The organism is Mesorhizobium sp. L2C084A000, assembly GCF_000502875.1.
Classification (GTDB): Bacteria; Pseudomonadota; Alphaproteobacteria; order Rhizobiales; family Rhizobiaceae; genus Mesorhizobium.
In genome coordinates this window covers 205,852-218,566 of the sequence record NZ_AYWX01000006.1, presented here as the reverse complement: position 1 = coordinate 218,566, position 12,715 = coordinate 205,852, and the positions used below count along the sequence as shown (strand labels likewise).

Annotated in this window: 11 protein-coding genes; 10 read left to right on the top strand and 1 reads right to left on the bottom strand. The window is 63.2% G+C overall.

The features are described 5' to 3' along the window. The first annotated feature begins 10 nt into the window (after nucleotides 1-10). From X735_RS150775 to X735_RS150795, 5 genes are read left to right on the top strand one after another with little or no spacing between them, the layout of a single operon-like run. Nucleotides 11-748 (top strand): CpaD family pilus assembly protein, encoded by a 738-nt coding sequence (locus tag X735_RS150775; protein ID WP_023811375.1) that lies wholly within the window; start codon nucleotides 11-13, stop codon nucleotides 746-748. 38 nt (nucleotides 749-786) lie between these two features. Then, nucleotides 787-2,076, top strand: a complete 1,290-nt coding sequence (locus X735_RS150780; protein WP_032909185.1) for a CpaE family protein — start codon at nucleotides 787-789, stop codon at nucleotides 2,074-2,076. Between the two features lie 29 nt (nucleotides 2,077-2,105). Further along, nucleotides 2,106-3,608, top strand: a complete 1,503-nt coding sequence (locus X735_RS150785; RefSeq protein ID WP_023811373.1) for a CpaF family protein — start codon at nucleotides 2,106-2,108, stop codon at nucleotides 3,606-3,608. Nucleotides 3,609-3,637: 29 nt separating this feature from the next. Next, on the top strand, nucleotides 3,638-4,651 hold the full coding sequence (locus X735_RS150790) for a type II secretion system F family protein (RefSeq protein WP_023811372.1): 1,014 nt from the start codon (nucleotides 3,638-3,640) through the stop codon (nucleotides 4,649-4,651). A 9-nt stretch (nucleotides 4,652-4,660) separates the two neighbouring features. Then, complete coding sequence (locus X735_RS150795; protein WP_023811371.1) at nucleotides 4,661-5,683, top strand: type II secretion system F family protein; 1,023 nt, start codon at nucleotides 4,661-4,663, stop codon at nucleotides 5,681-5,683. 84 nt (nucleotides 5,684-5,767) lie between these two features. Here the strand turns inward: X735_RS150795 and X735_RS150800 are convergent, their stop codons facing one another. Continuing rightward, nucleotides 5,768-6,589: a tetratricopeptide repeat protein gene (locus tag X735_RS150800; RefSeq protein WP_023811370.1), complete on the bottom strand. Its 822-nt coding sequence runs from the start codon at nucleotides 6,587-6,589 to the stop codon at nucleotides 5,768-5,770. A 116-nt stretch (nucleotides 6,590-6,705) separates the two neighbouring features. On the opposite strand from X735_RS150800, the gene X735_RS150805 reads away from it, so the two are divergent. From X735_RS150805 to pdeM, 5 genes are all read left to right on the top strand, one after another. Further along, on the top strand, nucleotides 6,706-8,070 hold the full coding sequence (locus X735_RS150805) for a leucyl aminopeptidase family protein (RefSeq protein ID WP_023811369.1): 1,365 nt from the start codon (nucleotides 6,706-6,708) through the stop codon (nucleotides 8,068-8,070). 72 nt (nucleotides 8,071-8,142) lie between these two features. Next, the gene (locus X735_RS150810) at nucleotides 8,143-8,493 is read left to right on the top strand and encodes a MarR family winged helix-turn-helix transcriptional regulator (protein WP_013533675.1); all 351 of its coding nucleotides are present in this window, start codon (nucleotides 8,143-8,145) and stop codon (nucleotides 8,491-8,493) included. 31 nt (nucleotides 8,494-8,524) lie between these two features. Continuing rightward, nucleotides 8,525-9,385, top strand: a complete 861-nt coding sequence (locus X735_RS150815) for an NlpC/P60 family protein (protein WP_023811368.1) — start codon at nucleotides 8,525-8,527, stop codon at nucleotides 9,383-9,385. A gap of 67 nt (nucleotides 9,386-9,452) precedes the next feature. Beyond that, the gene (locus X735_RS150820; RefSeq protein WP_023811367.1) at nucleotides 9,453-12,002 is read left to right on the top strand and encodes a ligase-associated DNA damage response DEXH box helicase; all 2,550 of its coding nucleotides are present in this window, start codon (nucleotides 9,453-9,455) and stop codon (nucleotides 12,000-12,002) included. Further along, on the top strand, nucleotides 11,999-12,715 hold the full coding sequence (gene pdeM, locus X735_RS150825) for a ligase-associated DNA damage response endonuclease PdeM (protein WP_023811366.1): 717 nt from the start codon (nucleotides 11,999-12,001) through the stop codon (nucleotides 12,713-12,715). The genes X735_RS150820 and pdeM overlap by 4 nt, the downstream gene beginning before the upstream one ends.

Below are 12,715 nucleotides of genomic sequence, written 5' to 3'. Positions count from 1 at the left end.
GGAAGCGGACATGTCTCAGTCAGCATTGAAGGCAAGCACCATCGCGGCAGCGATGCGCTTTGGCCGCTCGCGGGTCTGCCGGGGAGCCGTTCCTGTCCTGGCGGTTGCGGTGGCGGCTCTGCTGGCCGGCTGCGCCCAGCGCGACAGCATCACGGTCGGCGCCATTCCGGACGATTACCGCACCAACCATCCGATCGTGATCGCCGAGAAGAATCAAAAGATCGACCTCCCGGTTGGTGCCGGTGACCGCGGCATGACCGGCTCTCAGCGCGATACACTTCTTGGCTTCCTCGATGGCTATGACAGAAGTGCCGCCCCGACGCTGACGATCCAGGTCCCGAGCGGATCGGCCAACGAGGTCGCCGCGACCGCGGCGGCCCGTGATTTCGCCCGGCTCGCGATCGCCAGCGGCGTCAAGCGCAACCGGCTTGTCGTCACCTCTTACCAGGCCGCCTCGAGCGAGATATCCTCGCCGGTCCGCGTCGCTTATGTTGCGGTGAGGGCGCAGACCGACAAATGCGGACGCTGGCCAGCCGACCTCGTCGATACGTCGGAGAATAAGCACTATGCCGACTTCGGCTGCTCCTATCAGAACAATCTTGCCGCCCAGATGGCCAACCCGGCCGATCTGCTCGGCCCGCGCAAGCCGTCCACAATCGATGCTGAAAATCGCGGCGCGGTGATCGATGTCTACCGTGCAAGAGGCCTTTCGGATGAGTTCCTGGGCAATTCGGAAGTAGACTACTAAGCCGCCAGTCTCGGATAGAACAGGCCACGGGAAAGAGCATGACGATGAGCAACCTTGCCTACGACGCCCCGGTGGATGGCAGCGATACCTCGCAGCAGGACATCGCCGCGATGCAGGCGTTGCGGCCGATCCCGCGCATCTCGATCCAGGCATTCTGCGAGACCGAGGGTGTCGCCAACCCGGTCGAGCGCGCCGGCGAGGACCGCCGCATGACGAAGGCGCATCTCAAGGTCCATATGGGCGGCGTCCCCACCGCCATCGAATTCTACCAATCGGCGCCGACGCCCAACCTGATCCTGCTGGAATCGCGCAGCGAGCCCAAGCAATTGCTGGAACAACTCGCCCAGCTTTCGGAATATTGCGATCCGACGTCGAAGGTGGTGGTGATCGGCCACTACAATGATGTCGGCCTTTACCGCGAGCTCATCCGCAACGGCATTTCCGAATATGTGATCGCGCCGGTCTCGATGGCCGACATCGTCAGCGTGGTGTCGTCGATTTTTATCGATCCGGAAGCCGAGCCGCTCGGCCGCTCGATCGCCTTCGTCGGCGCCAAGGGCGGTGTCGGCTCCTCGACGATCGCCCACAATGTGGCTTGGGCGATGTCCTCCCTGTTCAAATCCGAAGTGGTCGTCGCCGATCTCGATCTGGCTTTCGGCACCGCCAACATGAATTTCGACCAGGATCCGGCGCAAGGCATCGCCGAGGCGGTGTTTTCACCGGAACGCATCGATGAAGTCTATCTCGACCGGCTGCTGACCCAGTGCGCCGAGCATCTGTCGCTGCTGGCAGCACCTTCGACGCTCGAACGGGTCTATGATTTCGATCCCGAGGCCTTCGTTCAGCTCATCGACACCGCCCAGCGCAGCGTGCCGCTTCTGGTGCTAGACGTCCCCCATGCCTGGACGGGCTGGACCAAGAACACCCTGGTCAAGGCCGACGAGATCGTCATCACCGCGACACCGGAACTTGCCAATCTGCGCAACACCAAGAACCTCGTCGATATGCTCAAGCGGCTTCGTCCCAATGATCCGCCGCCCAAGCTGATCATCAACCAGGCCGGCGTGCCGAAGCGCCCGGAGATTTCGCCGTCCGACTTCGCCGAGCCGCTCGGCTTGTCGCCAATGTCGGTCATTGCTTTTGATCCGTTGCTGTTCGGCAATGCCGCCAACAACGGACGCATGCTTGGCGAAATGGATGCCAAGAACCCGGTCGTCGCGATGATCAACGAAATGGCGCATGTGCTGACCGGGCGCAGCGAAATCAAGATCAAGAAGAAGGCCGGGCTCGGCAGCCTGCTCGGCAAGCTCTCGCGCAACAAGAAGTGACGCTTCAGCAGTGGAATCGGTAGTCGATCATGTTTGGTAAAAGAGGCAGCGACGACGGCAACCGGTTCACGCCGGAATTTCGCCAGCCAGCACCGGCGCCCGTTGCGCCGCCGGCTGCAGGTTCCATGGACACGGCGGTTCTGATCCGGCCCGCGGCGGCGCCAAGCGCGCCTGTCGCACCGCCGGCGCGCCGTGCGGTCGAGGCACCGCCATTGGCGCCTGAGCCGAAGCGGGCACAGCGCGAAAAGAGCGAAACTTATTACGATACCAAGAGCCAGGTCTTCTCCGCGCTCATCGACACCATCGATCTGTCGCAGCTTTCCAAGCTTGATCCTGAAAGCGCGCGCGAGGAAATCCGCGATATCGTCAACGACATCATCGCGATCAAGAACTTCGCAATGACGATCGCCGAGCAGGAAGAGCTGCTCGAGGACATCTGCAACGACGTGCTCGGTTATGGGCCGCTCGAGCCGCTGCTCGCCCGCGACGACATCGCAGACATCATGGTCAACGGCTCCAGGAACGTCTACATCGAAGTCAACGGCAAGGTCGAACAGACCGGCATCCGCTTTCGTGACAACCAGCAGCTCCTCAACATCTGCCAGCGCATCGTCAGCCAGGTTGGCCGCCGCGTCGACGAATCCAGCCCGATCTGCGACGCGCGCCTTCCCGACGGCTCCCGCGTCAACGTCATCGCGCCGCCACTCTCCATCGATGGCGCCACGCTCACCATCCGCAAATTCAAGAAGGACAAGCTGACGCTCGATCAATTGGTCAAGTTCGGCGCCATCTCGCCGCAGGGCGCCGAAGTCCTCAAGATCATCAGCCGTGTTCGCTGCAACATCGTGATCTCGGGCGGCACCGGTTCGGGCAAGACGACGCTGCTCAATTGCTTGACCAACTATATCGACCGCGAGGAGCGCGTCATCACCTGCGAAGACTCGGCCGAGCTGCAATTGCAGCAGCCGCATGTGGTACGCCTCGAAACCCGCCCGCCCAATCTGGAGGGCGAGGGTGAGGTGACGATGCGTGACCTGGTCAAGAACTGTCTGCGCATGCGGCCCGAGCGCATCATCGTCGGCGAAGTGCGTGGACCCGAAGTGTTCGATCTGCTGCAGGCGATGAACACCGGCCATGACGGCTCGATGGGCACGATCCACTCGAACAGCCCGCGCGAATGCCTGAACCGTATCGAATCCATGATTGCCATGGGCGGTTATTCGCTGCCGCAAAAGACAGTGCGCGAAATCGTCGTCGGCTCCATCGACGTGATCATCCAGGCGGCGCGCTTGCGCGACGGATCGCGCCGCATCACCCACATCACCGAGGTGATCGGGATGGAAGGCGACGTCATCATCACGCAGGACATCGTCCTCTACAACATCAAGGGCGAGGACGCCAACGGCCGGCTGCTGGGTGAGCACGTATCGACCGGCATCGGCCGTCCGCATTTCTGGGAGCGTGCACGCTATTACGGCGAGGAGCAGCGTCTCGCCATTGCGCTCGAGGCGATGGAGAAACGCGCTGACTGACGTATGCTGGGGTGTAAGGGTTCGGGCCAATGTTTGGAATTGACGGCACAGTACTGGCGTTTGTCGTGCTCGCCGGCTTCAGCGCCGGCGCCGTCGCCTATGCATTTCTGTTCACCCGGATCAGCAACGAGAAACAGGCCGGCAAGCGGCTCGAAACGATCAGGACCGCCGAGACGGATCGCTCCGTCGTCAAGGCCTCGCGCGACCGCGTGGCGGAAGCCACCAAGCGGCGCAAATCGGTTCAGGATTCTCTCAACGAACTCGACGCCAAGCAGAAAACCAAGGACAGCCGCGTCAAGAAACCGCCGCTGAAAGCCCAGCTTCGTCAGGCCGGCCTCAAGACCACCATCGAGTGTTTCTATATATATTCCGCAATATGCGGCATCGTTTTGACGATGGTCGCCTTTGTGGCCGGAGCCCCGCTGATCGCCTTGCCGGGCGTGCTGTTGGCCGGGGGGCTGGGCCTGCCGCGCTGGTTCGTCACGTTTCGTCGCGCCCGCCGGGTCAAGGCATTCCTCAACGAATTTCCAAACGCGCTCGACATCATCGTGCGCGCGGTCAAGTCCGGCCTGCCGCTGAACGACGCCGTGCGCTTGATCGCCAACGAATCGCCCGAACCCGTGAAGACCGAGTTTCGCCGCATCGTCGATTCACAGCAGATGGGCCTCTCTATCCCCGACGCGACCTTGCGCATGCCCGAAACCATGCCTTGCACCGAGGCAAGCTTCTTCGGCATCGTTATCCAGATTCAATCGCAGGCCGGCGGCAATCTCTCCGAGGCGCTGGGCAATCTTTCGCGCGTGCTTCGCGATCGCAAGAAGATGAAAGCCAAGGTCGCGGCGCTGTCGATGGAAGCGAAGGCGTCCGCCGCGATCATCGGTGCGCTGCCCTTCATCGTCGCCTTTCTCGTCTACCTGTCGAGCCCGGCCTACCTGATGCCGCTCTTCAACACCAGCGTCGGAAACCTGATCCTTGGTTGCTCTGCGGTCTGGATGTCGATCGGCATCCTGGTGATGCGCAAGATGATGAACTTCGAAGTCTAGGATGCTGGCATGACCGAGCAAGTCATCAAGACCCTGACGGATCCGAGCTTCCTGATCGCGATGCTGGTCGCGATAGCGGTGTTTGCGACCGTCCTCACCTTGCTGCCGGCGTTTGGCGGAAACCAGCTCAAGTCACGCATGAAATCCGTTGCGCTGGAACGCGACGAACTGCGTGCGCAACAGCGCGCCCGGCTTGCGGTCGAGGCCGACCGCCGTCGCAAGGGCTTGCGCGAGGAACAGTCGATCGGCATGCGCAACATTGTCGACCGGCTGGATCTGAGACGCGCGCTCGCCGATGAGAGCACATTGCAGAAACTCAAGGTGGCCGGTTTTCGTGGACAGAATCCGCTGACGCGGTTCCTTTTCTTCCGTCTCGTGCTTCCTTTTGTCGGTTTCGCGCTGGCCGCAATCTACATCTTCGTGCTCGGAGGGCTGCCCGACAAGCCACTGGTCATCAGGCTGTTCGTCTGCGTCCTCGTTGCTTACGGCGGCTTCTACGCACCGGTCATCTACGTCAACAACCGCGCCACCAAGCGCAAGCAGTCGATCCAGATGGCATGGCCGGATGGGCTCGATCTGATGCTGATCTGCGTCGAATCGGGCATGTCGGTGGAAGCGGCACTGCGCAAGGTCGCCGACGAGATCGGTGCGCAATCGGTGGCGCTGGCGGAAGAATTCATCCTCACCAACGCCGAGCTTTCCTATCTGCCGGAGCGCAAGCAGGCCTACGAGAACCTGGCAAGCCGCACCGGCCTGGATTCGGTCAAGTCGGTGTCGCAGGCGCTCGTCCAGGCCGAGCGTTACGGCACGCCGGTGGCGCATGCACTGCGCGTGCTTGCCGCCGAAAGCCGCGACATGCGCATGAATGCGGCCGAGAAGAAGGCGGCCGCCCTGCCGCCAAAACTTACCGTGCCGATGATCCTGTTTTTCCTGCCGGTGCTCTTCGCCATCATTTTGGGTCCCGCCGGCATTCAGGTCAGCCAACGCGGTATCTTCGGCGATCATGCGGCGCCGGCAACAAACGCCCAGTAGCGGCGAGGTAAATTCCTGCATTCCCTCAAACGAAGAAGCCGCGCATGCAGCGCGGCTTCTTCGTTGGGCATCGGGATTGTGGTCTCAGTTGGTCGCGGATTTCGGCTTGTCCTGGTCCTTGAGCTGGCTCCAGGCATTCTGCTGGGCCAACATCTGCCTGAGATAGGCGACGTTTGCCTGCGCCTGTTCGGGCGAGAGCTCCTGCGAGGCGATCTTCTCGGCCTCGTCGAACCGGCCTTGCAGGCCGACGACCAGTGCCAGGTTCTGGCGGACGCGGCTGTCCGCGTTCGGCTGTTGCGCGGCCGAGCGCATGTAGGTTTCGGCGGTGCGCAGGTCACCTTCCAGCACATACGACATGCCAAGATTGGAGAGCACGGAAGGCTCGTTCGGCTTGAGGTCGAGCGCCTTGCGGTAAAGCCTGCGCGCATCGTCCTTCTGACCGGTCTGGTCGAGAATGGCCGCTTCGGCCGACACCAGCTTCCAGTCGGGATATTCCGGTGTCTGAGCGCGGCGCACGGCGTCGAGCGCCGCCTCGAACTGGCCATTGGCGGCCAGCGCCTTGCCATAGGAGGCAAGCACGTCACGATCCTTGGGCAAAGCGATGGCGAGCTTGCGCATCACGGCCAGCGACTGATCGGCGTCGCCATCCATCTGCAATGCCGCCGCATAGTTCGTCGCTATCCGCTTGTCGTTGGGGTTCTTCGCGTAGGATTGGCCAAGTGCGCCGGTGGCATTGTGCAGTTCGCCGGCCGACATGCTTTCCAGCGGTTTGCCGCTGGTGCGTGCGATAGAGCCGGTGGAGAGCTTGTCGGTTCCGCAACCGGCGACGCCCGCCGTCAGCGCCAGCACAAGAGCCGTGGTGATGAGCCGTTTTCCCCTGGCATTCATCCTGCGGTTGGTCGGCATGGCACCCTAAGCCTCCATTCATGCGCGGCCATTGCGTGGCCGTCTTCCCTCCCGCAGAAATATTCTGTTAACCCTAACGGACGGTTAAGAACGGCGACTCACACGGAGAACATCGCATGCCTGTCGAACTCGTCGGGAAGACATTGCCGGGCGCGCTGCCGGTCCATCTGGTCGCCAGGGACGGTCTGGACGCGGCCGGCCTTGCGCCGGCCGCTGTCGCCTGGGCCAGGGCCAACGGCTTTTCCGGCGAGGCAGGCAGGACGCTGGTCGTGCCCAGCGAAAACGGGGCGCTCGGCGGCGCCTTGTTCGGCGTCGGCGATGGCGAAGGCGCGCTCGCCCTCGGCGCACTGTCGAAGGCCTTGCCGGAAGGCGACTGGCATTTCGCCTCGGCGCCGGTCGAGCCCGAACTCGCGGCCACCGCACTGGTGCTCGGCGGCTATGTCTTCACCCGTTACGGCAAGAAGTCAGGCAGGGCGCTACGCTTCGGCCTGCCGGCAGGCGTCGATGCCGGGCGCGTTCGCCGCATTGCCGATGGCGTCTTCCTGACACGCGATCTGGTCAACACGCCGACCAGCGATATGGGCCCGGAAGATTTGGAGGAGGCGGTGCGGACCCTGGCTGCCAGGCACAAGGCCGAAGTCTCGGTGGTCAAGGGTGACGATCTCCTCGACCGGAATTTCCCGATGATCCATGCTGTCGGCCGTGCGTCGGCCGGCGCGCCGCGCCTTATCGATATGCAGTGGGGGCAGCAAGGGGCGCCGAAGGTAACGCTGGTCGGCAAGGGCGTCTGCTTCGACACGGGCGGTCTCGACATCAAGCCATCGTCCGGCATGCTGCTGATGAAAAAGGACATGGGCGGTGCCGCCAATGTCCTTGGCCTTGCCTCGATGATCATGGCTGCCGGGCTGAATGTGCGGCTGCGCGTGCTCATTCCCGCGGTCGAAAATTCGATTGCCGGCAACGCCTTCCGGCCTGGCGACGTGCTGGTGAGCCGCAAGGGCATCACTGTCGAGATCGGCAACACGGATGCCGAGGGACGGCTGGTGCTGGCCGATGCGCTGGCGCTGGCCGACGAGGAGGAGCCGCAGCTTCTGGTCGACATGGCGACGCTGACCGGGGCTGCCCGTGTCGCGCTCGGCCCCGATCTGCCGCCGTTCTACACCGGCGACGAAATGCTGGCATCCGATCTTGCGGCGGCTTCCGTCGCGGTCGAGGATCCGCTGTGGCGCATGCCGCTGTGGCAGCCCTACGATGCAAAACTGTTGTCGAAGATCGCCGACATCAACAATGTCACCCCGGATGGTTTCGCCGGCTCGATCACCGCGGCGCTGTTCCTCAAGCGCTTCGTCGAAAAAACCGCGGGCTGGGCGCATTTCGACATCTTCGCCTGGAACCCGGCTGACCGTCCGCATGGCCCCGCCGGCGGTGAGGCACAAGGCATCCGCGCGCTGGAGCGGATCATCGCGAAACGCTACGGCTGACGGTTGCAGGCGAGAGACGGCAATCGCTTTGACTGAAACGGAACCGAAACAATTTGCCGTCATGCTGGCGCGATGTCGATTGCGATGCGCCCGAGCCAGGCCTTGCGACTGTGGCAGCAGGTGATGCTGTCGCAGGTGCGCGACGACGCGCCCGATCTGACCATGCGCCAGACGGCAATCCTGTTCACCATCTATCTCGACCCGCCGCCGCACACCGTGCGCGGGCTCGCCGCGCGCCTCAATGTCACCAAGCCCGTGATCACCCGCGCGCTCGACACGATGGGCGCTTTGAAACTCGTCTCGCGCCATCGCGACGAACTCGACAAGCGCAATGTTCTGATCAGGCGCACGGTCGAGGGCGCGCTCTTTGTCGAGCGCTTCGGCGATGGTATCATCGCCAAGGCGCTCGAACTGCCGATGTGAGCGGATTACCTTTTCAGCATAGGTGCTCGATTTGACTGCCAGGGATGCCCGCCTTCACGCTTTTCGTTCCGACCTCGCCGATGCAAGGCTGAAGGGCGAGGTCGCCGCCGACCGCTTCGTCGCCGGCCGGCCGGCGCGGGTCATCGCGTCAGTGGCCGATATGCGCAAGGCGCCGCGGCCTGCTGCCGGCGTCAACACGCAAGCGCTGTTCGGCGACGATGTTCTGGTCTTCGATGTCGCTGAAGGCTGGGCCTGGGTCCAGGCCGAACGCGACGGCTATGTCGGCTATGTCGCCGACACGATGCTCGGGGGCCGGGATCACGCGGCCACTCACATCGTCTGCGTGCCGCGCACCTTCCTTTACCCCGGGCCGGATCTGCGCTTTCCGATCGCCGGACAATTGTCGATGGGATCGACGGTGACAGTGACGGAGGCCGCCGAGACGCGCGGTACGCACTATGCGGTCCTGCCTTCCGGCGAGGCGCTGATCGCAGGTCACCTGCGGCCGCTCAGTGAAGCTGCCTCCGACTATGTCGCGGTTGCCGAGGCGTTTCTAGGAACACCTTATCTCTGGGGCGGTACTTCCGGTTTCGGCATCGACTGTTCGGGGCTGGTGCAACTGGCGATGCGCATGGCCGGCAGAGACGTGCTGCGCGATTCCGATATGCAGGCGGCGACACTTGGCGAGCCGCTGGAACCGGCACCTGATTTGTCCGGGTTGCGACGTGGCGATCTGGTGTTCTGGAAGGGCCATGTCGCCGTCATGACCGATGCCGACACGATGATCCACGCCAACGGCCACACCATGCTGGTGTCGCACGAGAGACTGAAAGACGCCGTCGCGCGCATCGGCTATCTCTATGGCAGCCCGACAGGGTTTCGGCGGCCTTAGGGAAGAACGATCCCCTTTTGTTCCGATTCTTCTTGGCGATTGACTGCCGTCGCGCTACCTCTGGCAGGTGACAGAGCAGCCGCGCCTTGCCGAACAGAATGCCGCCGTGGCCCTGCCCGAACCATTCATCAGATGGTTTGGCGAGAAAGGCTGGTCGCCGCGCGCCCATCAGATCGAACTTCTGGCGAAAGCCCAGGCCGGGCAATCAGTCCTGCTGATTGCGCCGACCGGTGCCGGCAAGACGCTGGCCGGGTTCCTGCCTTCGCTGACCGAACTGGCCAACCGGCCCAAGAGAAAGCCGGGCCAGGCGCGTCGCGGTATCCACACGCTCTACATCTCACCGCTGAAGGCGCTTGCCGTCGATATTGAGCGCAATCTCGGCAAGCCGGTGGAAGAGATCGGCCTGCCCGTCACCATCGAAACGCGCACCGGCGACACGCCGGCGCACAAGCGCCAGCGCCAGAAGCTGGTGCCGCCCGACATCCTGCTGACCACGCCCGAGCAACTGGCGCTGCTGATAGCGGCAGGCGATGCAAAACGTTTCTTCGAAGATCTGCGCTACGTCGTGCTCGACGAACTGCACTCGCTGGTGACGTCGAAACGCGGACATCTGCTGGCGCTCGGTCTGGCGCGGTTGCGCAGCTTTGTCCCTGGTCTGCAAACCATCGGGCTGTCGGCGACGGTGGCCGAGCCGGACGAGTTGCGGCGCTGGCTGGTCAGCCAGAATCCGCCCAAGGGTTCGACAGGCCATGACATGGCGGAACTGATCGTCGTCACCGGGGGCGCGAAACCGGAGATTTCCATCCTCGATTCCGAAGAGCGGGTGCCATGGGCGGGACATTCGGCGCGCTACGCCACGCCGGAAATCTATCGCGAGATCAAGCGCCACAAGACGACCCTGTTGTTCGTCAACACGCGCAGCCAGGCGGAGCTGCTGTTCCAGGAATTGTGGCGGGTCAACGAGGATACGTTGCCGATCGCGCTGCATCACGGTTCGCTCGACGTCGCCCAGCGTCGGCGCGTCGAAAAGGCGATGGGGGAAAACGCACTGCGCGCCATCGTCGCCACCTCGACGCTCGACCTCGGCATCGACTGGGGCGATGTCGATCTGGTTGTGCATGTCGGTGCGCCGAAGGGGGCGAGCCGGCTGGCGCAACGCATCGGCCGCGCCAACCACCGCATGGACGAGCCGTCCAAGGCGATCCTCATCCCGGCCAACCGCTTTGAGGTGCTGGAATGCCGGGCCGCCCTCGACGCCAACTATCTCGGCGCGCAGGACACGCCTCCCTTGATCGATGGCGGTCTCGACGTGCTGGCGCAACATGTACTCGGCTGCGCCTGCGGCGCGCCGTTCCGTGCCGATGATCTGTTCGAGGAAGTGCGAACGGCAGCACCCTATGTCAGCCTCGACCGGCCGACTTTCGACCGCGTCATCGATTTTGTCGCCACCGGCGGCTATGCGCTCAAGAATTACGAGCGCTACGCCCGCATACGCCTGAACAAGGATGGATTCTGGCGGGTGTCCAATCCGCGCGTCGCCCAGCAATACAGGCTGAATGTCGGCACCATCATCGAGGTTCCGGCGCTGAATGTGCGCTATATCAAGGCCGGCGGCAAAGGTGCGGCTTCGCGCGGCGGCCGGGTTCTCGGCAAGATCGAGGAGGCCTTCCTCGAAACGTTGACGCATGGCGACACCTTCATGTTCGCCGGCAAGGTTCTGCGCTTCGAAGGCATCCGCGAGAATGAATGCTTCGTGTCGAACGCGCCCGGCAGCGATGCCAAGGTGCCTTACTATGGCGGCGGCAAGTTCCCGCTTTCGACCTATCTCGCCGAACAGGTCCGCATCATGCTGGACGACTCGCAGCGATGGAAGAAGCTGCCCGAGCAGGTCGCCGACTGGCTGCGATTCCAGGCCGACAAATCGGTGCTGCCCAAACGCGATGACCTGCTGATCGAGACTTTTCCACGAGGCAACCGCCATTATCTGGTGGCTTATCCGTTCGAGGGCAGGCTGGCGCACCAGACGCTCGGCATGCTCCTCACCCGCCGTCTCGACAGGGCAGGAGCCAGGCCGCTCGGCTTTGTCGCCACCGATTATGCGCTGGCGATATGGTCATTGGGCGACATGGGCGCGATGTTCAAAGCCAGGAAGCCTTCGCTTGGCGCGCTTTTCGACCAGGATATGCTGGGCGATGACCTCGAAGCCTGGCTGGCCGACAGCTGGCTTCTCAAGCGCACTTTCCGCAATTGTGCACTGATTTCGGGATTGATCGAGAAACGCCACCCCGGCCAGGAAAAGAGCGGCCGCCAGGTCACGGTCTCGACCGACCTGATCTACGATGTGCTGCGCAGCCATGAACCGGACCACATTCTGCTGCAGGCAACACGCGCCGACGCAGCGACCGGTCTGCTCGATGTCAGCAGACTTGCCGACATGCTCTCGCGCATCCAGGGTCGAATCGTGCATAAGGCACTCGAACAGATATCGCCGCTCGCCGTGCCGATCATGCTCGAGATCGGCAAGATGCCGGTCCATGGCGAAGCCGATGAAACGCTTTTGATGGATGCGGCGACATTGGTCGAGGAGGCCATGGGGCCGGGAATGAGTGTGGAATGAAATTTTCGCTGGCGCGCATATCGCTGATCGCCGAGGCCGATCTCGTCGGCATCGCCGGCGAGCGCGCTGTCTGCGACCCGCGCGGCGTGCTCTATTTTCCGGATCTGCGGCTTCTGGCCGTGTCCGATCTGCATCTGGAAAAGGGTTCGTCGCTGGCACGGCGCGGCACGTTGATCCCGCCCTACGACACCGGTGCGACCTTGCTGCGGCTTCAGGCGGTGATATCAGACTACCAGCCTTCGATCGTCATCAGCCTGGGCGACAGCTTTCACGATGGCGGCGGCGCCCAACGTATGCACGCAAGTTTCCGCGAGCGGCTGGAAGCGCTGATATCAGGCCGGCAATGGTTCTGGGTCACCGGCAATCACGACCCGGAAGCGCCAGCCGATCTGCCCGGCGAAACGGTGCGTGAACTTGCTATAGGCTCGCTGCTGTTCCGGCATGAGCCGTCGAAGCAGCGTGTCGAAGGCGAAATAGCGGGCCATCTGCATCCCTGCGCCCGCATAGTCCAGCAGGGCCGCTCGGTGCGGCGCCGCTGCTTTGCCGGCGATGGCGGCCGCATGATCATGCCCGCCTTCGGCGCCTATACCGGCTCGCTCAACGTGCTCGACCGCGCCTATGCCGGGCTGTTCCGGCTGGACACGCTGATGGCTTATATGCTGGGCGCCCAACGCATCTTTGCCATTTCCGGCTCGATGCTGCGGCCGGGCTAA

Bases quoted from the DNA above. Each gene is read 5' to 3' on its own strand.
- X735_RS150775 (WP_023811375.1), top strand. From the start codon at position 11: ATGTCTCAGTCAGCATTGAAGGCAAGCACCATCGCGGCAGCGATGCGC.
- X735_RS150780 (WP_032909185.1), top strand. From the start codon at position 787: ATGACGATGAGCAACCTTGCCTACGACGCCCCGGTGGATGGCAGCGAT.
- X735_RS150785 (WP_023811373.1), top strand. From the start codon at position 2,106: ATGTTTGGTAAAAGAGGCAGCGACGACGGCAACCGGTTCACGCCGGAA.
- X735_RS150790 (WP_023811372.1), top strand. From the start codon at position 3,638: ATGTTTGGAATTGACGGCACAGTACTGGCGTTTGTCGTGCTCGCCGGC.
- X735_RS150795 (WP_023811371.1), top strand. From the start codon at position 4,661: ATGACCGAGCAAGTCATCAAGACCCTGACGGATCCGAGCTTCCTGATC.
- X735_RS150800 (WP_023811370.1), bottom strand. From the start codon at position 6,589: ATGCCGACCAACCGCAGGATGAATGCCAGGGGAAAACGGCTCATCACC.
- X735_RS150805 (WP_023811369.1), top strand. From the start codon at position 6,706: ATGCCTGTCGAACTCGTCGGGAAGACATTGCCGGGCGCGCTGCCGGTC.
- X735_RS150810 (WP_013533675.1), top strand. From the start codon at position 8,143: ATGTCGATTGCGATGCGCCCGAGCCAGGCCTTGCGACTGTGGCAGCAG.
- pdeM (WP_023811366.1), top strand. From the start codon at position 11,999: ATGAAATTTTCGCTGGCGCGCATATCGCTGATCGCCGAGGCCGATCTC.